This is a genomic window from Kitasatospora sp. NPDC002543 (genome assembly GCF_053594915.1).
In genome coordinates, this window is record NZ_JBSFWR010000117.1 from 1 (window position 1) to 24,502 (window position 24,502).

At 73.9% G+C, this 24,502-nt stretch carries 18 protein-coding genes; 1 reads left to right on the plus strand and 17 read right to left on the minus strand.

Features of this window, described 5'->3' with window-relative positions; translation table 11 throughout:
* Positions 1–437: 437 nt before the first annotated feature.
* The 4 genes from ACWD4P_RS32870 to ACWD4P_RS32885 all read right to left on the minus strand — a co-directional run bounded on the left by ACWD4P_RS32870 (position 438) and on the right by ACWD4P_RS32885 (position 4,430).
* The gene (locus tag ACWD4P_RS32870; RefSeq protein ID WP_449782161.1) at positions 438–1,562 is read right to left on the minus strand and encodes a tyrosine-type recombinase/integrase; all 1,125 of its coding nucleotides are present in this window, start codon (positions 1,560–1,562) and stop codon (positions 438–440) included.
* A gap of 1,093 nt (positions 1,563–2,655) precedes the next feature.
* Positions 2,656–2,787 (minus strand): hypothetical protein, encoded by a 132-nt coding sequence (locus tag ACWD4P_RS32875; protein WP_449782162.1) that lies wholly within the window; start codon positions 2,785–2,787, stop codon positions 2,656–2,658.
* Positions 2,788–2,856: 69 nt separating this feature from the next.
* Positions 2,857–3,102, minus strand: a complete 246-nt coding sequence (locus ACWD4P_RS32880) for a hypothetical protein (protein ID WP_449782163.1) — start codon at positions 3,100–3,102, stop codon at positions 2,857–2,859.
* A 71-nt stretch (positions 3,103–3,173) separates the two neighbouring features.
* Positions 3,174–4,430 (minus strand): MFS transporter, encoded by a 1,257-nt coding sequence (locus ACWD4P_RS32885; RefSeq protein WP_449782164.1) that lies wholly within the window; start codon positions 4,428–4,430, stop codon positions 3,174–3,176.
* Between the two features lie 107 nt (positions 4,431–4,537).
* Between ACWD4P_RS32885 and ACWD4P_RS32890 the strand changes: the two genes are divergently transcribed.
* The gene (locus ACWD4P_RS32890; protein WP_449782165.1) at positions 4,538–5,557 is read left to right on the plus strand and encodes a helix-turn-helix domain-containing protein; all 1,020 of its coding nucleotides are present in this window, start codon (positions 4,538–4,540) and stop codon (positions 5,555–5,557) included.
* A gap of 496 nt (positions 5,558–6,053) precedes the next feature.
* On the opposite strand, the gene ACWD4P_RS32895 is transcribed toward ACWD4P_RS32890, so the two are convergent.
* From ACWD4P_RS32895 to ACWD4P_RS32955, 13 genes are all read right to left on the minus strand, one after another.
* Positions 6,054–7,070 carry an aspartyl/asparaginyl beta-hydroxylase domain-containing protein gene (locus tag ACWD4P_RS32895; RefSeq protein WP_449782166.1) on the minus strand — a complete coding sequence of 339 codons (1,017 nt, stop codon included), beginning with the start codon at positions 7,068–7,070 and terminating at the stop codon, positions 6,054–6,056.
* Positions 7,071–7,155: 85 nt separating this feature from the next.
* Positions 7,156–8,592 (minus strand): MFS transporter, encoded by a 1,437-nt coding sequence (locus ACWD4P_RS32900; protein WP_449782167.1) that lies wholly within the window; start codon positions 8,590–8,592, stop codon positions 7,156–7,158.
* A 13-nt stretch (positions 8,593–8,605) separates the two neighbouring features.
* Positions 8,606–9,313 carry a helix-turn-helix domain-containing protein gene (locus ACWD4P_RS32905; RefSeq protein WP_359820460.1) on the minus strand — a complete coding sequence of 236 codons (708 nt, stop codon included), beginning with the start codon at positions 9,311–9,313 and terminating at the stop codon, positions 8,606–8,608.
* A gap of 213 nt (positions 9,314–9,526) precedes the next feature.
* Positions 9,527–11,338, minus strand: a complete 1,812-nt coding sequence (locus ACWD4P_RS32910; RefSeq protein WP_449782168.1) for a non-ribosomal peptide synthetase — start codon at positions 11,336–11,338, stop codon at positions 9,527–9,529.
* Positions 11,339–11,352: 14 nt separating this feature from the next.
* Positions 11,353–12,366 carry a TauD/TfdA family dioxygenase gene (locus tag ACWD4P_RS32915; RefSeq protein ID WP_449782169.1) on the minus strand — a complete coding sequence of 338 codons (1,014 nt, stop codon included), beginning with the start codon at positions 12,364–12,366 and terminating at the stop codon, positions 11,353–11,355.
* The gene (locus ACWD4P_RS32920; protein WP_359820453.1) at positions 12,363–13,130 is read right to left on the minus strand and encodes a thioesterase II family protein; all 768 of its coding nucleotides are present in this window, start codon (positions 13,128–13,130) and stop codon (positions 12,363–12,365) included. The genes ACWD4P_RS32915 and ACWD4P_RS32920 overlap by 4 nt, the downstream gene beginning before the upstream one ends.
* Positions 13,127–13,351, minus strand: a complete 225-nt coding sequence (locus ACWD4P_RS32925; protein WP_359820451.1) for an MbtH family protein — start codon at positions 13,349–13,351, stop codon at positions 13,127–13,129. Before ACWD4P_RS32925 ends, ACWD4P_RS32920 begins: the two co-directional genes overlap by 4 nt.
* Positions 13,352–13,522: 171 nt before the next feature.
* A complete protein-coding gene (locus ACWD4P_RS32930; RefSeq protein ID WP_449782170.1) occupies positions 13,523–14,821 on the minus strand; it encodes a glutamate synthase-related protein in 1,299 nt (432 codons plus the stop codon).
* Between the two features lie 29 nt (positions 14,822–14,850).
* Entirely contained in the window at positions 14,851–16,113 is a 1,263-nt protein-coding gene (locus ACWD4P_RS32935; protein WP_359830116.1) for a methylaspartate mutase, read from the minus strand.
* The gene (locus ACWD4P_RS32940; RefSeq protein ID WP_359830114.1) at positions 16,113–16,511 is read right to left on the minus strand and encodes a cobalamin B12-binding domain-containing protein; all 399 of its coding nucleotides are present in this window, start codon (positions 16,509–16,511) and stop codon (positions 16,113–16,115) included. The genes ACWD4P_RS32935 and ACWD4P_RS32940 overlap by 1 nt, the downstream gene beginning before the upstream one ends.
* Before the next feature lie 43 nt (positions 16,512–16,554).
* A complete protein-coding gene (locus ACWD4P_RS32945; protein WP_449782171.1) occupies positions 16,555–17,346 on the minus strand; it encodes an SDR family NAD(P)-dependent oxidoreductase in 792 nt (263 codons plus the stop codon).
* A gap of 44 nt (positions 17,347–17,390) precedes the next feature.
* Complete coding sequence (gene gntD / locus ACWD4P_RS32950; RefSeq protein WP_359830111.1) at positions 17,391–18,428, minus strand: guanitoxin biosynthesis L-enduracididine beta-hydroxylase GntD; 1,038 nt, start codon at positions 18,426–18,428, stop codon at positions 17,391–17,393.
* Between the two features lie 95 nt (positions 18,429–18,523).
* Positions 18,524–24,502: amino acid adenylation domain-containing protein (locus tag ACWD4P_RS32955; RefSeq protein ID WP_449782172.1), on the minus strand; the 5,979-nt coding region annotated here is incomplete at its 5' end.

Here is a 24,502-nt window from a genome sequence, read left to right on the forward strand (position 1 = left end):
GACCCTCACACACGCCTCGTCAGCCACTCCGGGAACCGGCCGATCGGGGACCGAAATCCCCACACCTCAGCCCGTGTGAGGAGCAAACGCCCTCTGAGCCGCCTCGGCAGGACCGGGCAGAACCTCGACGACGCGATCCACCTCCTCGACGTGCCTGCCGACGCCGACCAGCAGGCCGTCACCCCGTGCCTGGGTGCCGGGCCGCGCCCCTCCTGACGAACGGACCACCGTGGACCCTGCAGCCCTGGCCTGGCTCCTCGTCCAGCTCGGCCCCACCATCCCCGGCACCGACCTCACCGTGCGCCGCACTTACGCTCGCTAAATTCAGCGCCGAGGTCCGCGATTTCCAACCCCGCGGCCTGAAGGTTGTCCACCCCAGGAAGCCGGCCCGGTGCAGTTTCGCCGGACCGGTGAGGGGCTCCGGCCGCGACGACTTTCTACGCGGCGAGCGGCAGGTCGTCGTTGCCACGGGGGAGGGCTCGGAGCCGGTCCGGCTGGGCTTGGTCAAGTGCCCGGGCGAGAGCGTTGACGGCCTGGTCGGCGGAGTCCTTGAAGAGGTGGCCGTAGAGGTTGATCGTGGTCGCGAGGGTGGCGTGGCGCAGGGTCTTGGACACGATCGCGATGGGGATGCCCTCGGCGATCATGATGCTGGCCGCGGTGTGGCGCAGGTCGTGCAGCCCGATCTTCGGGAGGTCGAGTTCGGCGGTGCGTTTGCGGAGCTGGTCGAGGACCCACTGGGGCCGCAGGGGTGATCCGTCCGCGTGGGCGAAGACGAGGCCGTCCAGCTGGCCGTCGGGGTGGGCGTTCATCTGGAGGTCGGCCTGGCGGTGGAGGGCGGTCATGACTCTGGGGGAGAGGCTGATCCAGGCGCGGCTGGCCTCGGTCTTGGGCTGGTTGAAGTGGAGGTCGCCGTTGTCCACCGCGGACAGGGTCCAGCGGACGAAGAGCTTGCGGTCCATGAGGTGGACGTCCGACCAGTGCAAGGCCAGGACCTCACCGCGGCGCATGCCGGTACCGAGCATGACCTCGAACAGGTCGGCCAGCTGGTCCGCGTACTGCTCCGCGTTGTGCCGCAGGAACGCCGCCGCCTCCTTCGGCGTCCAGCACGTGCGCTCCTCGGCGCGGGGCTTGGGCGGCACGCAGTGCTCGGCCGGGTTGAACTTCAGCCGCCACGACCGCACCGCGTGGTTCAGCGCGTTACGCAGCGTCGAGACCACCCGGTACAGCGTGACCCGGCCCCGGCCGGCCTTGCGCTGCGCGGCCATCCAGTCCTCGATCTGCTTCGGCCGCAGGTCCAGCAGCCGACACCGCCCGAACGCCGGGATCAGGTCCCTCTCCACATAGGCCTTGTAGCCGGCGTACGTGTTCACGGTGAGTTCCTCCTTCCGCGCGGCCAGCCACTCCCGCAGGTAGTCCGCCACGGTGGTGCGGCGCTCTTCGTACGCCCCGCTCAGCTCACCCTCCAGCACCGCCGCCAGCTCCTGCGCTGCCTCGCTCTCGGAGGCGAAACCTCCCCGCCGCCGGGCACGCCGCCTGCCGTCCTCCGGAGCCAGGTCGACCAAGTACGTCCACGACCCGTGACCCGCCTCTTCCAGCAACCGCACACACCGCGCACCCAACCGCTTCCCGCCCTCGTCCCGGCACCCGCACCGCCGGTACACCCGGCCCCGCTGCGCACGCTGTCCCACGAGCTTCCCCTTCTCCCGGACTGCCTGGTGACTCTGGGGCAAGAGTGGCTGCTGTGTCAGGTGTGGCGGCAGAGCGCGTGGGGCGGTGCGCGAAGCACTCAGAACCGGCTGGCGAGGACACGCTCAAGACGACACACCGTCCGGAAGATCACCATCCGTAGCCAGTGGGTAGTCGACCCTGATCCGACCGGACCGCCTCGTCTGCCAGGGGCAATGCGCGACGGGCTGCGGCGGTCGACAGAAGGCTCCTGCTGAAGGGTCGACAGATTGCTGTCACTCGCGGCGACGAAGGCGGGTCCGGGGGCCTGGGGACCATTTGGGGACCACACCTGGTGGGCGCCCATGAGCGCCTGTGGGCGTTTACGGACATCTATGTACGAACTTGAACCCGGTTGGACATCGGCCGGGTTCGGGCTCTGTCGACCGTGGATCTCCATCGAGAGTCTCAACTTCCCATGTTTTCAGTCTAGTTGAGCAACAAAAAAGCCGAGGCCTCAAGGCCTCGGCTGTCGACACTAGTTGAACCCCTTGACTGGGGGTCAAGGGGTCGCAGGTTCAAATCCTGTCGTCCCGACCGGCATTTCCGCAGGTCGGAGGCCGTTCTTATCGAAATGATAGGAACGGCCTTTTCCTTTGGTGGTCGCAATGTGGTCGTGAACGCTCGTTCGCATCGCCTCGCTGGGCACGTTTCCGCAGGCCTGGCCCCTCCGGCCTGGTCGTGACGGGGCATGTGTTCGTTCATCCGGGAATCCGCGTGCCGTCGATCGCGGACTGGTCGCCTCGTCGGCGCGGAAATGGGCCAGTATTCGCGGGAAGTAGGCATGCCGACGGAACCTGCGGCGTCGTCTGCTGCGACGGGCCGCACGTTTATCGGGTGTCAGTTATGAGCCGGGAATCCCGGCTGCTTGTCGGCCCTGGTGGCGCCGGAGCGGCCAGGAGCGCCGGGCCGCCTGCAGCGGCGGGGCCGTCAGGCCGCGTGGCTGAAGAGCGGGTTCGGCAAGCCGGCGCCGTGGGCGGGGGCGTCCGGGTCGTGCCGGGTGCGGGCTTCGACGAGGTGGAGCCTTGCCTCGATGGTGTGCGCCCTCGAACAACTGCTCATACAAGGGCGCCTCACCGACGAGACCCGCTGAGCCGGCGCTGAAGAGCGCTGAATCATGGTCAGCGCTCCTCAGCCAGCGGCGGCCTGTCCAGGCCGCGAGGCTGCCTTCAACTCGCTCCGGACATGCTGCTGTCGGTCCTCCGGAGAAATCCCCAGGCCCAGCCACATCCCCTGCTGCACGTCCTCGTGGGGCACCAGCCACACCGGCACCTGCCTCAGCAGCCCGCGCAGGCACATGTCGGACGTCCCGCCGCTGCCCGGCGAGAAGTGGTCGTGGAACGCGATGATCAGCCGCGGACGCTCCTGGAGGAGCATCCGAGTGTTCCGTTCCGGTCCCGCCATGCGCCACCCCCGGGGCCGGGCCCGGCGCTCGGCCGCCCAGTCGACTACTGGCCCGGTGTCGCGTGCGGCAGGCGGCGCACTGCGGGGACCGCTGGCGGCAGCAGGGCGATCACGACGAGCAGCAGGCCCGACACCGTGGTGACCGCGTACGGGCCGAAGCTCTGGCTGAGCGGTCCCACCGCCAGCAGGGCGACCGGGATGGCCAGGTAGGAGAAGAGGTCGTCGTAGGCGGCGACGCGGGACAGCACCCCCGGCGGGATGTGCTCCTGGAGGGAGGTGTCCCAGGCGATCGCCGAGACCGAGGAGCCGGCACCGGCGACGAACGACGCGGCGATCAGCCACGGCACAGGCAGCCGGGCGCCCAAGGCAAGCAACGGGAGGGCGTTCAGCGTGACTGCGAGCTGCCCCCACAGCAGGAAGCGCCGGATGGTCAACCGGTAGAGCAGGCTGCTGCTCAGCAGCATGCCGCCACCGCGCACGCTGAGCACCAGGCCCCACGTCACGGGGGAGAACACGTCGGCGGTCAGCTGAGGTCCCAGGATCTGCCAACTGCCCGTGTTGACCAGGTTTACGGCGCAGAACGCCAGGGTGACCGGCCAGACCCAGGACGTGCGCCGGAACGCGTCCCAGCCCTCTCGCAGGTCGCGGGCGAGGTGCCGTCGCCCCTTGGAGGCGATGCCGTCCGAGGAGGCGGGCAGGCGCGCCAGGAACGCGGCGGCGAACAGGTAGCTGAGCGCGTCGAGGGCGATCGCCGCGCCGCCGCCCGCGGCGACGACCAGCACGCCCGAGATCGTGGGGCCGAACACCTTGGTGCCGTTCTTGACCATGCCGAGCAGGGCGTTCGCCCGCTGGAGCCCGTCCTTGGCCACCAGTTCGGGCAGCAGGCCGCGCAGGGCGGGGGAGGTGAACGCCCCCAGCACCCCGTTGAGGAAGCCCAGGGCCGCGATGGGCCACGGCGAGTAGTGGCCGGTCAGGAGCAGTGCGGCGATAGCGCCCTGGGTCAGCGCGGAGCCCAGGTTGGCGGACACGAGGACCAGGCGTCGGGGCAGCCGGTCGGCGACCACGCCGCCGATCAGCATGAAGCCGAGCATCGGCAGCATGCGGGCGGCCAGCACGAGACCCAGGTCTCCCGCTTGCGCCGATGCGTCGAGGACGGCGAAGGCCAGTGCCACCGGCGCCATGGAACTGCCCAGCAGGGACACGGCCTCTCCTGCGAAGTACCAGCGGAAGCTGGGCTGTCGCAGGGGAGAGGCGGAGGGCGGGGCGGCCGGGGCGGAGGAAGGAGAGGTTGCTGCGGACACCGGCCCGAGTATGCGGACCAACGGTCGGTGGCACTATCGTTTCGCGGGCTGCCGAAAGTTCGTGGGGGTGGGCGTCTCCCCGAGCCGAGGAGGAAGGAACACGCCGGATGGTGCTGCTGCGCCTGGATTCCCGCGCCCTGTCACGCTCCCGCTTCGCACTCTCGCCGCTCGCGGAGACGCTGGGCGCCGCCATCGCCCTCTCCCGGCCATGCACCGACACGTGGCTCGCGCCCTGGCACGCCCGCCACCACGCCGCTTTCCGGGCCCGGCTCGACGCCGACCCGTTCGCCAGGGGTATGGTCGCGCTAATCAGCTCGACGAAGTACCTGCCCGACCACGTCTCGTTCCCCCCGCCCGGCGGCATGCGCACCCGGCTCCACGAAGAGCTCGCGCAGATGGCACGGGTACCGGACGAGGCCGTTGGCGCGAGTCTGCAGCTGGCGGTGGAGGCGAGCTGGGAGCGGCACGATCTCGGCGCGTGGCTCACCGGCCACGACTGGGCCGGCCGTACCGCAGAGCTGTTCCGGCACACCTGGGACACGCACCTCGCCGCGGACTGGCCGCGCCGCCGCGCCCTGCTCGAACGCGACGTCACCTACCGTGCGGGTCTGCTGGCTGCCTATGGGTGGCCGCGCGCCGTGGAGCGGATGAACCGGCACAGCGTCTGGGTCGGCGCGGACGCGATCCGTTTCAGCAACCGGCCCGGTCACGACCGTGTGGTCGGCCCCGAGGGCATGCTGTTCGTGCCGTACACCTGTGCCGGACAGGGCACCTGGCTGTGCGAGGCGCCCGGACTGCCGTACGCGCTGGTGTACCCCGCCCGCGGCACCGGCGACCTGCAGTCGGCCGGGGCCGGCCCCCGCAACCAGGCCCTGGCCCGGCTCATCGGCACGGGCCGCACCGCGATCCTGCGCGCCCTGGAGAGCCCGGCCACGAGCAGTGAACTCGCCGCTGAACTCGACCTGTCGCTCGGCACGGTCGGCGGCCACCTCGCGGTCCTGCGCGAGGCGGAACTCGTGGTCGGCGAGCGCACGGGCCGACGCGTGGTCTACCGTCGCACCGAGGCGGGCGAGGTGCTCGCCACCGGAAGAACCACGATGGCCGGGGGTGGTACGGCCACGAGGTAGGGCGCGTCCTGCTGCCAGGCACCCGGTGAGACCGGGCAGCATCGGCGGGGACCGGTCTCACCCGTGGGTCACCCGCTCCTCACCTGACGGCCCGGCCTCGGCTCCGGAATCCCGACCGCTGACAAGCGGGGTCCAGGGCTGTGGCCCGGGGCCCATGCCCGTAGGCCACGACGGCGAGGACGGACGTGGCCATGGGGACGACGACGAAGAGCGCGACGGTGCGCATTCCGCCCAGTAGGCCGAGCCGACCGCGGCAACCGGGCCGCTGGTGGTGCCACGGAGGGAGGCGAGGTGAACCTCCGCCGTGCAGGGGAAGAGCCGGCGGTCGTCCGGTCTCCGTTGGTGTGAACGGCTTGCTTGTGGGCGAGCTTTGGCGGCGAGGTTGTCGGGCGGGGTGGTGTACGGCGGGGGCGGCCCGCACCGTGGGGTGTGGGCCGCCCCCGCTCCGGCGGCTTCCGGGGGCCGCCGGGCTCGTGTGCCGCGTGGGGCGGCGGGTTCAGGCCGTGACGGTGGTGGCCGGGGTGGCGGGCCGGATGACCTCCTCCATCCGGCTGCCCCAGCGCATCCGCAGCCGGATCCGGGGGCCGCCGACACCGGTCGGCTCGATCTTCAGGGTGCGCTCGGCCGTCCAGCCCATGGCGCGGAACTCGCCCTCGCCGAGGTGGACCAGGCCGGCCCGGGGCTCGCCGTCCACGTCCAGCACCAGGCGCTCGTTGTCGACCCGGATCCGGCCCGCGCGGTCCGGGGAGGCCGAGACGGCGTCGGCGGTGTGCTGGTCGTCGGCTGCGGCCAGCTCCTCCGACTCGCCGTAGAGGAAGGCGTCCGGGAGGGGGAACTCGCAGGCGAAGGAGGGGAGTTCGGTCTCGACCAGGGGCAGCTCGGGGCGGTTGAGCAGCACGTCGGACCAGCGCAGCTCGTCGTGGAACTCGGCGGGGAACAGCTCCAGCAGCTCGTGGTTGACGTAGGCGTCGATGACCATGTGGACCCGGCGCTCGGTGCCGTCGTTGCGCACCGAGTGGAGGCGGGAGAAGTCGCCGAACCAGAGGGTGCCGGGCTGCCAGGTGTGCTTCTCGCCGCCGAGGGTGAGGACGGCCTGGTCGTTGGTGACCAGCGGGATGTGCAGCCGGACCCAGCCGGCCGGCAGCCCGTACGGGACGTCCCGGTGCTCGTCGACCTCGGCCCCGACGCCCAGCGACATCAGCCGCACCGCGCGGAGTTCGGTGGGCAGGGCGTCGAGGATGGACGCCATGTACGGTGCCCGCGCCAGCCAGGAGGTGCCGGCGTAGCCGACGAGGCCGAGGCCGCCCGGGTCGGTGCGCTCGTCGCTGCCCTCGGGGCTGCGCAGCGGGAGCACCCGCCAGTCGAGCTCGGTGGCCTCACCGGGCTCGAGGCTCTCCCCGTAGGTGCGCTGGGCGGCCCACGTGGTCCGCTCCAGGTCGTGGAGTTCGGCCAGCAGCCGATCGACGTCGTACTCACCCTTGAGCTGTACCGCAGCGAACGCGCCACTGGACATGGGAAATCGTCTCTTTCCGTGGGTCAGAGGGATCCGGGGTTCGGGTCTTTTGGCTCTGCTGTCACGTTATGCGGAGAAATCGGCGTTATGCGGAGGTCCCGGGGGCAGTTTCGGCGGCAGTCGCCGTGGTGGCGGCGACGGGTTCGGGCCTGCCGGCAGGAGCTGACGTGGAGTCAGAAGGGTTGTCCGGGGCGGCGTTCGGGCCTCCGGTGGGGCGCCGTTCGTCCAGTTCGCGCCAGTGCGGTCGCAGCGCGGGCAGGACGGTGCTGGCCAGGTAGAGGCCGGCGCAGGAGTACAGCACCGGCACCAGGCCGGCCGCGGTGACGGCGGCGCCGGCCAGCATCGGGCCGAGCGGGACCCCGGCCGAGCCGACGGAGTCGGTCAGCGCGGAGACCCGGCCGAGCAGCGGGCGCGGGATCCGTTCCAGCATCACGGCGTTGAGGATCGGGTTGACGAAGCCGATGGCCAGGCCGTCGCCGACGGCGACCAGCAGGACCGCCCAGAGCGGCAGGTGGAAGGCCATCACCAGGAACCGCGGCGGGCCGGCGATCAGGAAGGCGATCACGTAGGTCGGGCGGCGCTTCAGCCGCTCCGCGAAGGCGGTGGCGAGCGCCGACCCGCCGACCGCGGCGATGCCGAACACCGAGCCCAGCGCGCCGATCGCGGCCGGGCCGCCGCCGTACTCCTTGGCCCACACCGGGATCAGCAGCGAACCGTACGCCGCGTCGACCAGGTTGGTGACGCTGAGCATCACGGCGATCGAGCGCAGCAGCCGGTCCTGGTGCAGGAAGCGGATGCCGGCCCGGAGCCGGTCGAGGTAGCGCTCCGACTCCGCTTCCCCGCCCGTCGCCCCGCCCGTCGCCCCGCCCGTCGCCCCGCCCGGCTCTCCGGCGGGCCGCGGCCGGGCGCCGCCGCGCGGGCCGGTCAGTGCGATGAGGGCGGCGGAGACCACGAAGCACAGCGCGTTGGCGGTCATCGCCCAGAGCGGGCTGAGCACCGCGATCAGCGCTCCCGCGGCGGCCGGGCCGGCGGTGCCGGCCAGCCGTTCCAGGGTGCCGACCAGGCCGCTGGCCCGCTCCAGCGGGATGCCGGCCTGCTCGGCCACCTCGGGGGTCATGGTGCGCTTGGCGACGTCACCGGGGCCGCGGGCGACGCCGATGGCCGCGGAGAGGACCAGCAGCGCCCCGAACGGCAGCGCGTCCAGCCAGTAGCAGAGCGGGACCAGGCCGACCACCACCGCGCTGACCAGGTCGGCGAAGACGGCGAAGGGGCGGGAGCCGACCCGGTCGATCAGCGGCCCGGCGAGGGTCTTGCCGATCACCAGCGGGACCGCCTCGCAGAAGGCGACCAGGCCCGTCCGGGCGGCGCTGCCGCTGGTCGCGAGGACCAGCCAGGGCAGCGCGATCATCGTCAGCCGAGTGCCGAACAGGGAGACGGTGTACGCGGCGAGCAGTCCGTGCAGCGAGGAGCGTCGGTGGCCCTGGGGGACCGAGGCGTCGGCGACGGGCTTCCGGGAGGGCATGGCGGTCCTTTCGTCACTCCGGTCGGTGCGGGGGCGTCCGGGCGGAGGGCTGGTCGGAGGGCGGGGGCCCGGCGGGCGCGGGCGCCGGGTCGGTGAGTGCCCCGGGGCGGGGGAAGGCCTGGAGCTGCAGCACGACGGGGGCGGTGTCCGGGTCGGCCCCGGTGGTGTCCGGGTCGTCGCGGCGGTAGCGCCCGATCACGTCGAAGAGGTCGGAGACCAGCGACTCCAGTTGCTCGGCGGTCAGCCGCAGCGCGAAGTCGCTGGTGCTGCTGGCCTCCCGCCACGCGGTCGGCAGCAGGTGCATCTCGGCGATGGCGGCGCGGGTCTGCTCGGCGTAGTAGTCGGCGACGCTCTGCAGGTAGGCGCCGGCCAGCGCGGCGGACTCGACGTCGGCGAAGTCCTCGGTGTGCAGCCGGGTGGTCTGGTGCACGGCCCGCCACCAGCGTTCGCGGCCGGATGGGCGGGGGTCGGGCTCGGCGAAGCCGTACGCGGCCAGCTGGCGCACGTGGTAGCTGGCCGAGGCGGTGCTGACGCCCGCGCGTTCCGCCAACCGGGTGACGGTGGCGGGTCCGTCGCTCCGCAGCAGGCCGAGCAGCTTCACCCGCAGGGGGTGGGCCAGGCCGCGCAGGCTGCGGGCGTCCAGGAGCACCTCGCCGCCCGGGTTGGGGCCCATCGGCCAGGGGCGGTCGGCGGGTTCGGGGTGGTTCGGGGTGGCGCTCATGGCAGCAGCGTAGATTCCCAAGACTCCTTTGCCAAGACTTCTTGGCAAAGGAGTCTTGGGAAAGAAGTCCCAAGTCCCGGGAAAGCGGACGGGCCGGTCGGGCCCGGCGAACGGGTATGGCGCGCCGCCCCGTCCGCCGCGGTGGGCGGGCGGGGTGACGTGCCGTGGGGAGTCCAGGGGCCAGGCCCCGGGACTCGGCGGGCCGCGGCCGGCTCAGGAAGCCAGCAGGGCGGCCTCCCGGGCCAGGTCGCGCAGCCTCGGGTGCTGGTAGACCAGCCGGCTCGGGATCACCACCCCGAGCTGCCGCTTGAGGTTCGCCACCACCCGCAGGGCCATCAGCGAGTGCCCGCCGAGGGCGAAGAAGTCGTCGGTGGCGAGCACCCGTTCGCGTCCCAGCACCTCCTGCCAGGCCTCGGCGACCGTCACCTCGAACTCGCCCGTCGGCTGCGCCTCGGCGGCCGGGCCGCCGTCGGGCACCGCCTCGACGGCCGGGTCCGGCAGGGCGGCCCGGTCCACCTTCCCGCCGACCGCCAGCGGCAGCTCCGCCAGCTCGGTCAGCGAGGGCAGCATGTAGGCCGGCAGCCGGGCCGCCAGGTGCTCGCGCACCGCGCCCAGGTCCGCCGCCGCGCCCGGACGGGGGACGACGTAGCCGGCCAGGGAGGCGCCGGTGGCGTCCGGGCGCAGCACCACGACGGCCGCCGCGACCGCCGGGTGGTCGGTCAACGCGGCCTCGATCTCGCCGAGTTCGACCCGGAAACCGTTCACCTTGACCTGGTGGTCGACCCGGCCGAGGTAGTCCAGGTTGCCGTCCGGACGGCGGCGCACCCGGTCGCCGGTGCGGTACATCCGGCTGCCCGGCGCCCCGAACGGGGAGGCCGGGAAGCGTTCGGCGGTCAGCCCGGGCCGGCCCCGGTAGCCCTGGGCCAGGCCCGCGCCGGTGAGGTACAGCTCGCCCTGCTCGGCGGGCCGCAGCCCCTCGTCCAGGACGTGGGCCTCCACCCCGGGCAGCGGGGTGCCGATGTGCGGGGTGCCGCCGGTGACCCAGCCGGCCGTGGCGTCCACGGTGCACTCGGTGGGGCCGTACAGGTTCACCGCCTCGACGAGGCCGCGCCCGGCGAGCTCGGCCAGGTCCGTCCACATCGCGGGCGGCACCGCCTCGCCGCCGATGAACAGCCGCAGCGGGCGGGCGGGGAGCCGCTCGGCGGCGGCCGCCACCTGGTCGCGCAGGGCGCTCCAGTGCGACGGGGTGGTGTCCAGGTCGGTGGCGCCGTGGGCCAGCAGGTGGGCGGCCAGCTCCTCCGGCTCGGCGCGCAGCTCCTCGGTGAGCAGCAGCAGTCCGTCGCCGCGGCAGACCCGGGCCCACTGCTGGACGGAGGCGTCGAAGGAGACGCTGGCGTTCCAGGCGACCAGACCGGGGGTGTCCCGGTAGATCCCGCGCGCCTCCAGGGCGTTCAGCAGCTGGGCCACCCCGCCGCGGGTGACCGTGACGCCCTTGGGGCGGCCGGTGGAGCCCGAGGTGTAGATGAGGTACGCCGGGGCGTCGGCCGGCACCGGGACGGGTGCGGCCGCCGGGGCACTGGCCGGGGTGTCGGCGGGGTCCAGCGTCCGGACCCCGGGGGCCCAGTCGTGGCCGGGGGCGGCGACCACCAGGGTGATCCCGGCGTCGCGGACCACGTGGTCGAGCCGGTCGGCCGGGTGTGCGGGGTCGAGCGGGACGTACGCGGCGCCGGCGTGCCACACCGCGAGCAGGGTGACGACCAGGTCGGCGCCGCGGGCCAGGCCGACGCCCACCGCGCCGCCGGGGCGCACCCCGGCGTCGGTCAGCGCGGCGGCCAGCGCGCCCACCCGGCTGTCGAGTTCGGCGAAGGTCAGCCGGTCGCCGGCGGGCGTGGTCACCGCGGTGCGCTCCGGGTGGGCGGCGGCGGCCACCCGGAAGCGCTGCAGCGGGTCGGTGGGGGCCCCGGGAGCCGGGGCGGCCGGGGCGGCCCGGCCGGCGTCGGTCGGGCCGGTCGAACTCGAGTGCATCGAAGGCTCCTTGGCTACAGCGGGGTGGGCTGGAGGGACGCCGCGCCCGCCGGGACGGCCGGATCGCAGTCGGCGAGGGCGACCGGCTCGCCCATCGCGACGACGATCTTCCGCTCGCCGCGGAACGGGTCCCGGCCGTGCGCGGTCAGGACGTTGTCGACCAGCAGCAGGTCGCCCGGCTGCCAGGTCTCGCGGACGGTGGCGCGCTCGTAGGCGGCGTCCATCAGCGCGGCCTCCTCGGCGGTCAGCGGGGTGCCGTCGCCGAGCGCGGTGTTGAACGGCAGGCCGTCCGGGCCGAACTCGCCGACCAGCACGTCCCGGATGTCCGGGTCCAGCGACCACTCGCTCCAGAACGCGACGTGGTTGAACCAGACCTCCTCGCCGGTGCGGGGGTGGCGGATCAGCGCCGGGCGCAGTTGGCGGGTGCGCAGCGTGCCGTCCTCGCCCCACTGGCAGGTGATCCCGTTGTCCGCGCAGTACGCCTCCACCTCCGCGGGGGAGTCGGTGGCGAAGGCGGTGCGCCAGTCGAGCGAGATGTGCTCGCCGTAGGCGCGGGTGAGCGCCCAGCCCTCGGTGCGGAAGCGGTCCACCAGCGCGGGCGGCAGTTCGGCGAGGACCTTCCGGACGTCGGCCACCGGGGTGGCGCCGCCCTGCTCGGGGGCGGTGAGGCAGCAGAACAGCAGCAGACCGGGGAAGGTCAGGGTGTAGCTGTTCTCGTTGTGCATCCGGATCGCCTGGGAGGGCGGCAGGTCGGTGGAGGAGAAGACGTCGTCGCCGAAGTCGCTGCGCGGGGTGGCCTTCTCCTGGTACTTGGCGCGGGCGGCGAACAGCGCGTCCCGGACGGCCGCGAAGTCGCCGGCGGAGGCGATCGGCAGGCCGTGCACGTACAGCGAACCGTGCCGGGTCAGCACCTCGCGCAGTTCGGCGTGGTGCGCGCGCATCCAGTCGGCGGCCCCCTCGGCGGTGGACACGCCCTCGACCACGGTGCGCACCGGCCGACCGGGCGCCTCGGTCCAGTCGAGCGTCATGGCTTCTCCTCTCTCGGCGCGAAGTGCTCGGGCAGCGACTCCCAGAGCCGCTGGTGGTAGAAGTGGCCGCCGGGCAGCCGGTCCACCCGCAGCTCGCCGCGCACGCAGCGGGCCCACTGCTCGGCGACGGCCGGCTCGATGACCGCGTCGTCCTCGCCGTACAGCACCTGGACGGGCATGCCGACGCTGACCCCGGGGGTGGGCCGGTAGGAGTCCCGGACGACGATGTCGGCGCGCATCAGCTCGACGGCCATCTCGCTGAGGTCGGCGTCCGCCAGGACGTACTCGGGCAGCAGGCCGATCTCCCGCATCCAGTCCAGCAGCCGCCCGTCGGCGTCCTCGATCCGCGGGAAGCGGTCCCGCTCGGTGACGCCGCGGTCGGCGGCGTTGCACGAGGAGACGATCAGCCGGGCCGGGGCGTGCGCGCCGCGGGCCTCCAGCCGGGCGGCCACGTCGTAGGCCATCCAGCCGCCCATGCTGTGCCCGAACAGGGTGTAGGGGCGGCCGCCGGCGGCCTGGAGCACCGACTCGGCGGCGTCCTCGGCGAGTTCGTCCCAGGTGGCGGCGAAGGGCTCGGCGAAGCGGCCCTCGCGGCCCGGGTAGCAGACCAGGGCGAACTCGGTGGAGCCGTCGACGAGGTCGAGCCAGTCCCGGTACGGGCCGGTGCCCCCGCCGCAGAAGGCGAGGCACACCAGGACGTGGTCGGCGTCCGGGCGCGGGGCCGGCCGGACCACCCTGGCGTCCTGCAACAGGTGGGCGCTCACGACTGGGTGGCCACCTCGTCCATGGCGCGGCGCAGGCTCGCCGGGCGCATGTCGGTCCAGGTCCGCTCGATGTGCTCCAGGCACGCCGCGCGGCTGTCCACGCCGTGCACCGCGCGCCAGCCCGTCGGCACCGCGATCTGCGCGGGCCAGAGCGAGTGCTGGTCCTCGTCGTTGGCGAGGACCAGGTACTGGCCCTCCTCGTTCTCGAAGGGGTTGGCCATGGGTCCGGTCCCTCTCTCGATGGGGTGTCAGGGTGGGGTGGTTCCGAGCGTAGGAGCGATGGGCGGCCCGGCCCGGCAGTCGTCCCGGCGGGTGCCGGGCAGTTTCGGCGCGGCGGGGGAGGCGCGCCGGCCCGGGCGGCGGGGGAGACGCGCCGGGCCGGGCCGGCGGTGCTACCGCGTGACGGGCTCCGGCAGGCGCTCGGCGCTCCACTGCGCCGCGTCCGGGTGCCAGAGGTCCTCGAGGCCCAGGTCGGCCGGCCGGTACTTGCCCAACGCGCTGATGAGGAGGCGGAGTTCGAGCGCCATCGCCTGGACCAGCCGCTCCAGGCCGGCCTGCGGGTCCTCGTCCACCGCCAGCAGCGCGGCCCGGCCCAGCCCGACCGCGGTGGCCCCGGCGGCCAGCGCCTTGACCGCCCGGGAGCCCTCCCACATCCGGCCGCTGGCGAGCAGGCACTGCCCGGGCGACGGGGCGACCCGGCGCAGGCACTCGGCCAGCGGCAGTCCGACCGACCCGAGGAAGGAGACCGGCGCCCAGCCGGAGCCGCCCTCGGCGCCGTCCACCGTCACCGCGTCCGCGCCGGCCGCCCAGGCGGTGGCGGCCGCCGCGCGGACGTCCCGGGACGGCGGCAGCTTGACCCAGATCCGGGCCCGCGGGAAGTTGTTGCGCATCAGCCGGACCTGGTGGGCCAGGATCTCCTCGGTGAAGGTGCCCGGGCAGCTGGAGCGCAGCACCGTGCGCCCGCCCGCGCTCTCCGGCAGCAGCGGTTCCACCGCGTACTGCTGCTCCAGCCGGCGGGCCGACTCCCGGTCCACCAGCGTCATCCCGCCCAGGCCCGGCTTGGCACCCTGGCCGACCTTCAGCTCGAAGGCCAGCCGGCCGGAGTCGATCAGCGGCTGGACCGAGGTGTCGCTGTAGATCAGGTTCCAGATCTCGGCGTCGGCGTCCTCGGTGGACTGCTGGACGGCGATCCCGCCACCCGGTCCGGTCAGCTCGTCCTGGTAGGCGGCGATCCGCCCCAGGAGGGTCCGGCCCTCCTTCTCACCCAGCCGGCCGGTGCCGTTGACGGGGCCGACGTTCTCCCCGACCACCATCGGGATGCCCAGCCGGGCGGCCTGCCGGCCGGCCGCCGTCCCGAGGTCCCGGCTGGCGACCTGGGTCGAGCCGAAGGCCGACACGTACAGCGGCAGCGCGGAGCCGAACCCGCCGACGGTGGTGGCCAGTTCGACGTCCTGGTAGAGCGGCTCCCGGCCCAGGTCGATCAGCTTCTCCAGGCGCAGCGGCATGAACGCGGGCGGCACCAGCCGGGTCGCGTCCAGCACGTCCCCGCCCCCGCCCGGCGCCGGCTGCGGCTCGGCGCCGAACAGCTCCTGCCCGTAGGTGGCGGCCGGTGGGAAGGCCAGCGGCGCGCCCTCCCTGGCCCTGGCCCGGACCTGCTCCTGCGGGTACCCGCCGGCGTGCAGCGAACTCATCGAAGTCTTCTCCTCGTACGGGTCGCCGGCTATGCGCCGGCCTCGGCGAACTGCCCCAGGTCCACCCGGGACACGACGTGGTTCAGGGCGTCCAGCAGTCCGCTGCTGGTCATCGTGGCGGCGGGGCGCGGGGTCACCAGGTGTCCGATGGGCATCGCCCCGATCGCGCTCCAGTCCAGCCGGCCGCGGTCGTCGATGTAGGTGGCGGTGCGCCCGGCGTTGTCCGGGTGCAGGCAGTAGGGGACGTCCAGCCAGCCGCGGGCGAAGGCCTCGACCAGCGCGGCCCCGACGTCCTCGCCCAGGCAGAGCACGGCCTCGACCAGGGCCCGGGCCTGCGCGTACACCTCGTTGTCGGCGAGGCCGCCCGGGGCCGGCCGGGGCCGGGTGAGCCGCGCGGTGCGGGCCGAGCCCTCCAGCGCCTCGACGTTGTGGGCGACGGTGGGGATCCGGTACGCCTCGACGGCCGTCTTGACGATCAGCCGCTCGGCGCCGGTGCGCACGGCCAGCCGCACCGCCCGGTCCTGCAGTGCCCGGGCGCCGGAGGGGGTACGCGGGTAGACGCCCATGTAGGTGTAGACGACGACGTGCCAGTCGGTGCCCGGCAGCAGTTCGGCGGCCAGCGCGCGCAGTGCCCGTACGGCCTCCTCGTCCTGTTCCTCGTGGATCTGCTGGGCGTAGCTGAGCGAGACGCTGGTCAGGCCGTGCTGGACGAAGAACAGGCACTCCAGCACGGACAGCGCGACCAGCAGCGAGGGCGGGCAGAGCTGGCCCATCATGCAGCCGCCGAAGGACTCCAGGTGCGGCCGCTGTCCGGGCCGGCCGGCCGCGGCGAGCAGCCGGCAGGACTCCTCCCAGTTGCGGACCGATGCCGCGATCGGGGTGCGGCTGTACGGCAGGCAGTAGGAGACCGGGCCGCCCTCGGTGGCGTGCAGGCCGGACTCGGCCAGGGCGGTGATGATCGCCTGCGGGGCGGCCGACCCGTGCCGCACCTGGACGGGGAAGTCCGCCGCGACGATGCCGTCCAGCATCTGGCGGGTGGCTTCCGGGCCGTGGGTGACGATGGGGTAGCCGTTGAGGTCGACGCCCTCGTCCACGGCCCGCCGGGCGGACGCGTGGTCGCCGACCCTGGTGTAGCTGTCGAGGGTCAGGGTGCCCACCGTGGTGGCGTCGGCGCTGCGGGTGGCGAGCAGTCCGTGCCGCATCCGCGCCCGGGTGCCGAAGCCCATCCGCGGCTGGACCACCAGCTCGGGGGCGGAGCGCACGAACGACCCGAAGTCCACGGTCCAGGCCATCAGACCTGCACCCGCGCCGCGAGCCGGTCCAGGAAGGTCCGGAACGGCAGGATGCCCTCGTCGTCCTCGAACACCGCGTCGAACCCCGCCTCGCGGAGCCGGGGGGCCCAGGCGGCGGCGCTGCCGGCGGTGCCGAGCTTGCCGCCGATGACGGCCGGCAGCGCGGCCAGTTCCGGTACGGCCCGGAGGCCGCGGATCAGCCGCAGGCCGTCGTTGGCGCCGTGGCCGTTCACGCTGCTGACCACGAGGGCGTCGGGGTGCAGTCGGGAGCACTCGCCGATCACCAGCTCGTCCGGGACGCAGGCGCCGAGGTTGGTCACCTCGTGGCCCCACTCCGCGAGCAGGTGCTGCAGGTAGATCAGGTTCCAGGTGTGCGAGTCGGACGAGGTCGTCGTCACCAGTATGTGCATCGGCGTTTTCCGAATCTCCGGCTGGTGGGGGTCAGTTGCGGGTGGCCGGCAGGGCGGTGCCCCAGTCGGAGGTGGTGGCGCCGGCGGTCTCCCCGCCGTCGACGACCAGCTCCTGGCCGGTGAGGAACCGCGCCTCCGGGGAGGCCAGGTAGTGGAAGGCCGCGGCGATCTCCTCCGGGGCGGCGTGCCGGCCGGCCGGGATCCGGGCGTTGGTGGCGTCGAGCATCTCGCCGGTGTACTCGGCGAGTTGCATCGGGGTCAGGACGGCACCGGGGCTGACGCAGGCCACCCGGACGAGCGGGGCGAGCTCCATCGCGAAGGTCTGGGTGAGCGCGACGATCCCGGCCTTGGTGGCGTTGTAGTCGGCGTACCGCGGGTAGCCGCGGCGGCCGTTGACCGAGGCGGTGGCCAGCAGCACGCCGCCGTCGCCGGCCGTCATGACCCTGGCTGCGGCCTGCCACAGGCCGAGCACGCCGAGCAGGTTGACGTCGGTGATCCGCCGGGCGTCGGCCTCCTCGATGTCCAGGACGCCGTGCCGGACGCTGATCCCGGCGTTGGCGATCACCACGTCCAGTCGGCCGGTCTCCTCGTGGACCCGGCGCACGGCCTCCCGGACGGCGGCCCAGTCGGCGGTGTCCACCTCCAGCCAGCGGACCTCGGCGGAGGCCCCGGTGCCGTCGGGGGTGCCCGGCGCGTCAGTGGCGTCGGGGCCCTGGGGGGCGGTGACGTCCAGGTTGAAGACGCGGTCCCCGGCCCGGGCGAAGCGGGCGGCGGTGGCGCGGCCGATGCCGCTGGAGGCGCCGGAGACGATGACGGTGCGCAAGGTGGACTCCTGGGTGGGGAAGGGCGGTCGGGGAGGCGGGAGGCTCAGTAGAGGACCCGGTTGCCACCGGGCAGCCCGCCGGCGGCGCCGGCCTGGGCGGCCTTGCGCAGGTCGCGGCTGACGATCATGCGCTTGAGCCAGCGGTCGGTGCCGTCGTAGCGCGCGGCGAAGGGCTTGCGGCCGTGCACCGCGAGGTAGTTGTCGACGACCAGCAGGCTGCCCTGCTCGACCACGACCGAGTGCTGCACCCGCTCCAGCTCGGTCATCAGCGCGTGCAGTGCCTGCTCGGCGCCCGGCCGGTCGGCGGCGCAGCGCATGAACGGCAGGTCGACCCGCAGGTACGGGCGGTCCCGGTCGCCGAACAGCACCGGCACCGCGACCGGGTCGCGCTGCATCTCCTCGGCCCGGGCGAGCGCCGGGTGCTCGGGGTCGCGCAGCTTGAGCTGCCGCACGTGCTCGTCGTCGGGCATGATCTGGAAGTCCGGGCGGAACAGCGCCGCCCAGTCCTCCTCGGCGAGCTTGACGTCCCGCACCGAGGCCATGATGGTCGGCACCCGGTCGTGGTTGCGGACCCCGAGGAGCAGCAGGTAGTCGCAGCGGCCCGGGTGGAAGCCGTCCTCGGTGTGGAACTCCAGCAGGGTCTCGCTGCCGTGGCCGCTCTGGCGCGCCTCGTCGCCGCGGATCGGCAGGATGTTCTGGATCACCCGGCCGAGCTGGAGGGTGGAGAAGGTGAACGGGTCGCCCAGGGCGGTGCCGCACATGGCCAGGAAGAGCTCCTGCTCCAGGGTGACCCCCGGGTCAGCCACCCGCTCCCAGTGTTCGGGGGTCGGGCCGACCGCGGCGTCGTCCACCGGGAAGCCGTGGATCAGCAGCCCGGCGGCGGACTCGGTGCGGCGGAACTCCTCCAGGAAGGCGCGCAGCCGGGGCGGCAGCCCGTGGTCGGCGAAGCGGTGCCGGAGGTCGTCGTAGGCGTGCGGCGCGGTCGGGTCGGTGAAGGTCGTGGCCAGCCGGGCCGCGCCGGCTCTGATCCGGTCCACCTCGTCGGCGGACAACTCGTACTGGGCGATGGTCTCTTCGATCATTGGTCGGCTCTCTTCGGGGTGAGGAGTCGGCTCTCTTCGGGCACCGCGGATCCGGCTCCGGGCGGGTGCGCCCGGAGCCGGCGGGGCGGTCGGGGTCAGACGAGGCGCGGATCGTGGGCGAGCAGTTCGGCGACGGCGGCGAGCGGGGCCGGGCGGGTCATGTCCAGGTGCTCGCAGTCGACGTCGTGGCCGTCGATCCGGCCGGTGAGGTACGGCTGCCAGTCCGCCGGGACGGGGGCGTCCGGCTCCCGGCCGGCGGCGGCGGTGACGTGCAGCAGGTCGCCGTCGTACCGGCCCGGGACGGCGCCCTCGACGAGGGCGACGGTGTGCGCGGCCGCCTCGGCCAGCGTGGCGACGAACGCCGGGTCCAGGGCGGCTCCGGCGCCCTCGGCGCCCTCCCGGTCGAGGAAGCCGGCGATCTCGGCAGGTTCGAAGGCGGGGGCGGTGCTCCCGTGGCCTGCCGCCGCGGTGTCGGCACCGGCCGGACCCGTCGGGTAGGAGTCCAGCACGGCCAGCAGGCCGACCTGCTCGCCGAGCTCCTGCAGCCGGCAGGCCATCGCGTGGGCGAGGTTGCCGCCCAGCGACCAGCCGAGCAGGTGGTACGGGCCGTTCGGCCGGACGGCCCTGATCCGGTCCAGGTAGGCGTCCACCAGGGAGGCCAGGTCGGGGTGCCGGCCGGCCGGGTCGAGGTCGGCGTTCAGCCCGTACACCGGCCGGTCCGGCAGCGCTCCGGCGAGGCCCGCGTAGCACCAGCTCAGCCCGGTGACCGGGTGCACGCAGAACAGCGGCGGGAGGCTGCCCCGGGTGCCGAGCGGGACCAGCGGGTCGGCCCCGGCGGCGGCCCCGCCGGTCTCGGCGTGCGCCGCGAGCCCGGCGACGGTGGGCGTCCGGAAGAAGGTCTGCAGCGTCAGGTCGGACAGCTGCTCCGGGAGCGCGGCGCGGATCAGGTTCACTGCCCGGGCGGCCAGGAAGGAGTGCCCGCCGAGGTCGAAGAAGCTGTCGTCCACCCCGATCCGGGCTGCCTGCAGCACCTCGGCGAAGACCTCGGCCAGGGCGCGCTCCAGCGCCGTGGCGGGCGTCCGGCCCAGCCCGCCGTACTCGGGTGCCGGCAGCGCCTTGCGGTCCAGCTTGCCGTTGGCCGTCACCGGCAGCACCGGGAGCGGGACGAAGGCCGCCGGGACCATGTACGCGGGCAGGGCGGCCGCCAGGAAGGTGCGCAACTCGGCCTGGTCCGGCCCGTCGCCGGCGGTCGGGACGAGGTAGCCGACCAGGCGCTTGTCACCCGGCCGGTCCTCGCGGACCACCACCGCGCCCGCCGCGACACCGGGGTGGCGGCCCAGGGCCGCCTCGATCTCGCCCAGCTCGATCCGGAAGCCCCGGAGCTTGACCTGGTCGTCGACCCGGCCGCAGAACTCCAGGCTGCCGTCGGCCCGCCAGCGGGCCAGGTCGCCGGAGCGGTACATCCGGGTGCCGTCGCCGTACGGCCAGGCCACGAACCGCTCGGCGGTCAGCGCGGGGCGGCCGGCGTAGCCGCGGGCCAGGCCGTCCCCGGCGATGTACAGCTCGCCGGTCACCCCGGCCGGCACCGGGCGCAGGGCCTCGTCCAGCACGTACACCCGGGCGCCCGCGATCGGCCGGCCGATCACCGGGGTGTCGGTCGCCTCCAGCGGGGTGGTGAGCGTCTCGACGGTGCACTCGGTGGGGCCGTAGAAGTTGTGGGCGGTGGTGGCGGGTTCGGCGAGCAGACGCCGCCAGAGCGGCTCCGGGATCGCCTCACCGCCGAAGGTGAGGGTGCGCGGGGTGAGGGCGGGCGTGGAGAGCAGGCCGTGCTCGAGCATCTCCAGGCCGTAGGTCGGGGTGGTGTCCAGGAAGTCCACGCCGTGCCGGCCGACGTAGCCGACCATCGCGGCCGGGTCGCGCCGGGTGGCGTCGTCCAGCAGGTGCAGCTCGTGTCCGGCGAACAGGGCGAGCAGGCCCATCCAGGAGGCGTCGAAGGTCAGCGGCGCGGTCACGGCGACCCTGGCGGCCGGTCGGCCGGTGGCGGCCGTGTGCTCGGCGAACAGCGTCTCCTGGTGGCTGTGGAAGAGGTTGGTCAGCGCCCGGTGCTCGACCGCCACGCCCTTGGGGCGGCCGGTCGATCCGGAGGTGTAGAGCAGGTAGGCGGGGTGGGCGGGCAGCAGCGGGTTGCGGCGGTCGCGGTCGGTGAGGGCGGTGGCCGGGCCGTCCTGGGGGGCGGTGGCCGACACCGTGTCCGGCAGCGCGTCCAGCAGGAGGACGGGGGCGCCCTCGGTGAGCGCCGGGTCCACGTCCGAGGTGGTGAGGACCAGCAGGGGAGCCGCGTCCCGCAGGATGTAGGCGATCCGGTCCGCCGGGTGCCCGGTGTCCACCGGGACGTACACCGCACCCGCCTTGAGCACCGCGAGCAGGGCCACCACCGAGGCGGTCGAGCGCCGCAGCGCGACGGCGATCCGCTCCTCGGGCCCGGCACCGCGCCGGACCAGCTCCCGGGCCAGGACGTCGGCCCGCTCGTTCAGCTCGGCGAAGTCGATCCGCTCCTCGTTCAGCACCAGCGCGGTCGCGCCGGGCCGGGTGCGGGCCTGTTCCTCCAGGAACTCGTGCACCGGCCGCTCGGCGAGCGGCGCGGGCCGTTCGACGCTGTGGCCGCTCCACTCGGTGAGGATGCGCTCCCGCTCCTCGGGGGCGAGGAGTTCGGCCCGGCCGACGGGGGCGTCGGGGTCGGCGACCAGTGCCTCCAGCAGGCGCAGCAGCCGGGCCGTCATCGTCTCGACCGTGGCGTGGTCGAACAGGTCGGTGGCGTACTCGACGGTCCAGTGCAGGCCGCCGGCCGGGTCCTCGCTGACGCCGAAGAGCAGGTCGAACTCGGCGATGTGCAGGTCCAGCGGGTGCTCGGAGGTCTCCAGGCCGGGCAGGGCCAGGCCGGCGCCGCTGCCGTTCTTGAGCAGCAGCATGGTCTGGAAGAGGGGGTGGCGGGCGGTGGAGCGGGTGGGGTTGACGGCTTCGACGATGCGCTCGAAGGGGAGTTCCTGGTGGGCGTAGGCGTCGAGGTCGGATCGGCGCACCCGGTCGAGGAGTTCGCGGAAGGTGGGGTCGCCGGAGAGGTCGGTGCGCAGGACGAGGGTGTTGACGAAGAAGCCGACCAGGTCGTCGAGGGCTTCGTCGGTGCGTCCGGCGATGGCGGTGCCGAGGGGGATGTCGGTGCCGGCGCCGAGGCGGGAGTAGAGGGTGGCGAGGGCGGCCTGGAGCACCATGAACAGGGTGGTGCCGGTTTCGCGGGCCAGCGCCGTCAGCCGGGCGTGCGAGTCCGCGGGGACGCTCACGGTGACGGCGCCCGCGCGGTGCGAGGCGACGGCGGGTCGCGGTCGGTCGAAGGGGAGCTGGGTCTCTTCCGGGAGGTCGGCGAGTTGCTGGGTCCAGTACGCGAGTTGGCGGTTGCCGAGGCTGTCGGGGTGGTGTTCGTCGCCGAGCAGGTCGCGCTGCCAGAGGGTGTAGTCGGCGTACTGGACGGGCAGCGGCGCCCAGGTGGGGGCGACGCCCTGGGTGCGGGCGGCGTAGGCGGTGGAGAGGTCGCGGGCGAGCGGGGCCATGGACCAGCCGTCGCCGGCGATGTGGTGCAGCACCAGGACGAGGACGTGGTCGTCCTCCGTGAGCTCCAGCAGCTCGGCGCGGAACGGGATGTCGGCGGCGAGGTCGAAGCGGTGGGCGGCCGCGGCGGCGAGCCGGTCGTCCAGCTCGGCCTCCGGCACGACGGCCGTGAGCAGCGGGATCCCGGTGCGCGCGAGGATCTCCTGGTACGGCTCACCGGCCGTGGACGGGTAGCGGGTGCGCAGCGCCTCGTGCCGTCCGGCGAGGTCGTTCAGCGCGGCCCGCAGCGCGGGCCGGTCGAGCCGGCCGCGCAGCCGCAGCGCCAGCGGGATGCTGTACGCCGAACCGCCCTGCTCCCACTCGCCGAGGAACCAGAGGCGCTGCTGGGCGTAGGAGAGCGGCAGCGGCTCGGGCCGGACGGTGGCGGCGGTCAGGGCCGGGCGCCGGGCGCCGCCGTCCCGCAGGGCGGCCGAGACGCCGGCCACCGTGGGGTTGGCGAAGAGCGTGCGGATGCCGAGCTCGGCGCCCAGCACCGCGCGGATCCGGCTGGTCAGCCTGGTGGCCATCAGCGAATAGCCGCCCAGGGCGAAGAAGTTGTCGTGCACGCCGACCTCGGGCAGCTCCAGCGCCTCGGCGAACAGGGCGCACAGCACCTCCTCGACCGGGGTGCGCGGCCCGTTGCGGCGCGGGGCCTCGGCGACGGCCACGGGCTCCGGCCCGGCCGGGACGGCGGGCGCCCGCAGGTCCAGCCGGCCCTCCGCGTGCCAGCGGCCGAGGCGGCCGGTGCGGTACATCAGCGCGCCGGGGCCGCCGTACGGGTCCGCCACGTAGCGCTCGGCGGCGGTGTGCGGTGCGGCGGGAGCCTTGACGGCGAGGGTGCCGGAGGCGAGGTAGACGTCGCCGAGCACGCCCGCCGGGACCGGCCGCAGGTCCTCGTCCAGCACGTACGCGGTGCGTCCGGCGCCGTCGTCGACCGCCGCCAGCTCCTGCCAGAGCCCGGCCGGGACGGCGGTGCTCCACTCGGTGAGGATGCGGTCGTACTCCTCGGGGCCGAGCAGTTCGGCCCGGCCGACGGGGGCGTCCGGCTCGGCGGTGACGGCCTCCAGCAGCCGCAGGAAGCTCCGGCTCATCGCCTCGACGGTGGTGCGGTCGTACAGGTCGGTGGCGTACTCGAACTCGGCGCTGATGCCGGCCGGGACGCCCTCGTCGTCGTACGCCTCGGTGAGCCCGAGGGTCAGGTCGAACTTGGCGATCCGGTGGTCCAGCGGGTGCGGTTCGGCGGTGGCGCCGGCGAACTCGTAGACCCCGTCACCGGTGTTCTGGAGCAGGATCATGGTCTGGAAGAGGGGGTGGCGGGCGGTGGAGCGGGTGGGGTTGACGGCTTCGACGATGCGCTCGAAGGGCAGCTCCTGGTGGGCGTAGGCGTCGAGGCCGGTGGTGCGGACGCGGTCGAGGAGTTGGCGGAAGGTCGGGTCGCCGGAGAGGTCGGTGCGCAGGACGAGGGTGTTGACGAAGAAGCCGACCAGGTCGTCGAGGGCTTCGTCGGTGCGTCCGGCGATGGCGGTGCCGAGCGGGATGTCGGTGCCGGCGCCGAGGCGGGAGTAGAGGGTGGCGAGGGCGGCCTGGAGCACCATGAACAGGGTGGTGCCGGTCTCGCGGGCCAGCGTGGCCAGCCGGGCGTGCGAGTCCGCGGGGACGCTCACGGTGACGGCGTCGGCCCGGGTGCCGGCCACCTCGGGGCGGGGGCGGTCGAGCGGGAGCTCGAGTTCGTCGGGCAGATCGGCGAGTTGCTCGGTCCAGTAGGCGAGTTGGCGGTTGCCGAGGCTGTCGGGGTGGTGTTCGTCGCCGAGCAGGTCGCGTTGCCAGATGGTGTAGTCGGCGTACTGGACGGGCAGGGGTGCCCAGGTGGGGGCGGCGCCCTGGGTGCGGGCGGCGTAGGCGGTGGAGAGGTCGCGGGCGAGCGGGGCCATGGACCAGCCGTCGCCGGCGATGTGGTGCAGCACCAGCGCCAGGACGTGATCGTCCTTGCCGATCCTGAACAGCGTGGCACGCAGCGGGAGTTCGGTGACCAGGTCGAAGGAGTGCCGGGCCGCGTGGGCCAGGTGCCCGGCCAGCTCGACGCCCGGGCAGGACGCGATCCGCAGCGGGATCGAGACGTCCTCGGCGATCTGCTGGCGCGGCGTTCCGCCGTCCGCCGGGAACCGCGTCCGCAGGGCCTCGTGGCGGTGTGTCACGTCGTTCAGTGCTGCTTGGAGGGCGTGTTGGTCGATCGGTCCGTGCAGTCGCAGGGCGAGCGGGATGTTGTACGTCGCTCCGCCCTGTTCCCATTCCCGTAGGAACCAGAGGCGTTGCTGGGCGTACGACAACGGCAGCGGTTCGGGGCGGGTGGGTGCCGTGGTGAGGGTGGGTCGGGTGCCGGTGTGGGGGGTGAGTTTGGTGGCGAGGCCGGCGGGGGTGGGGGTGGCGAAGAG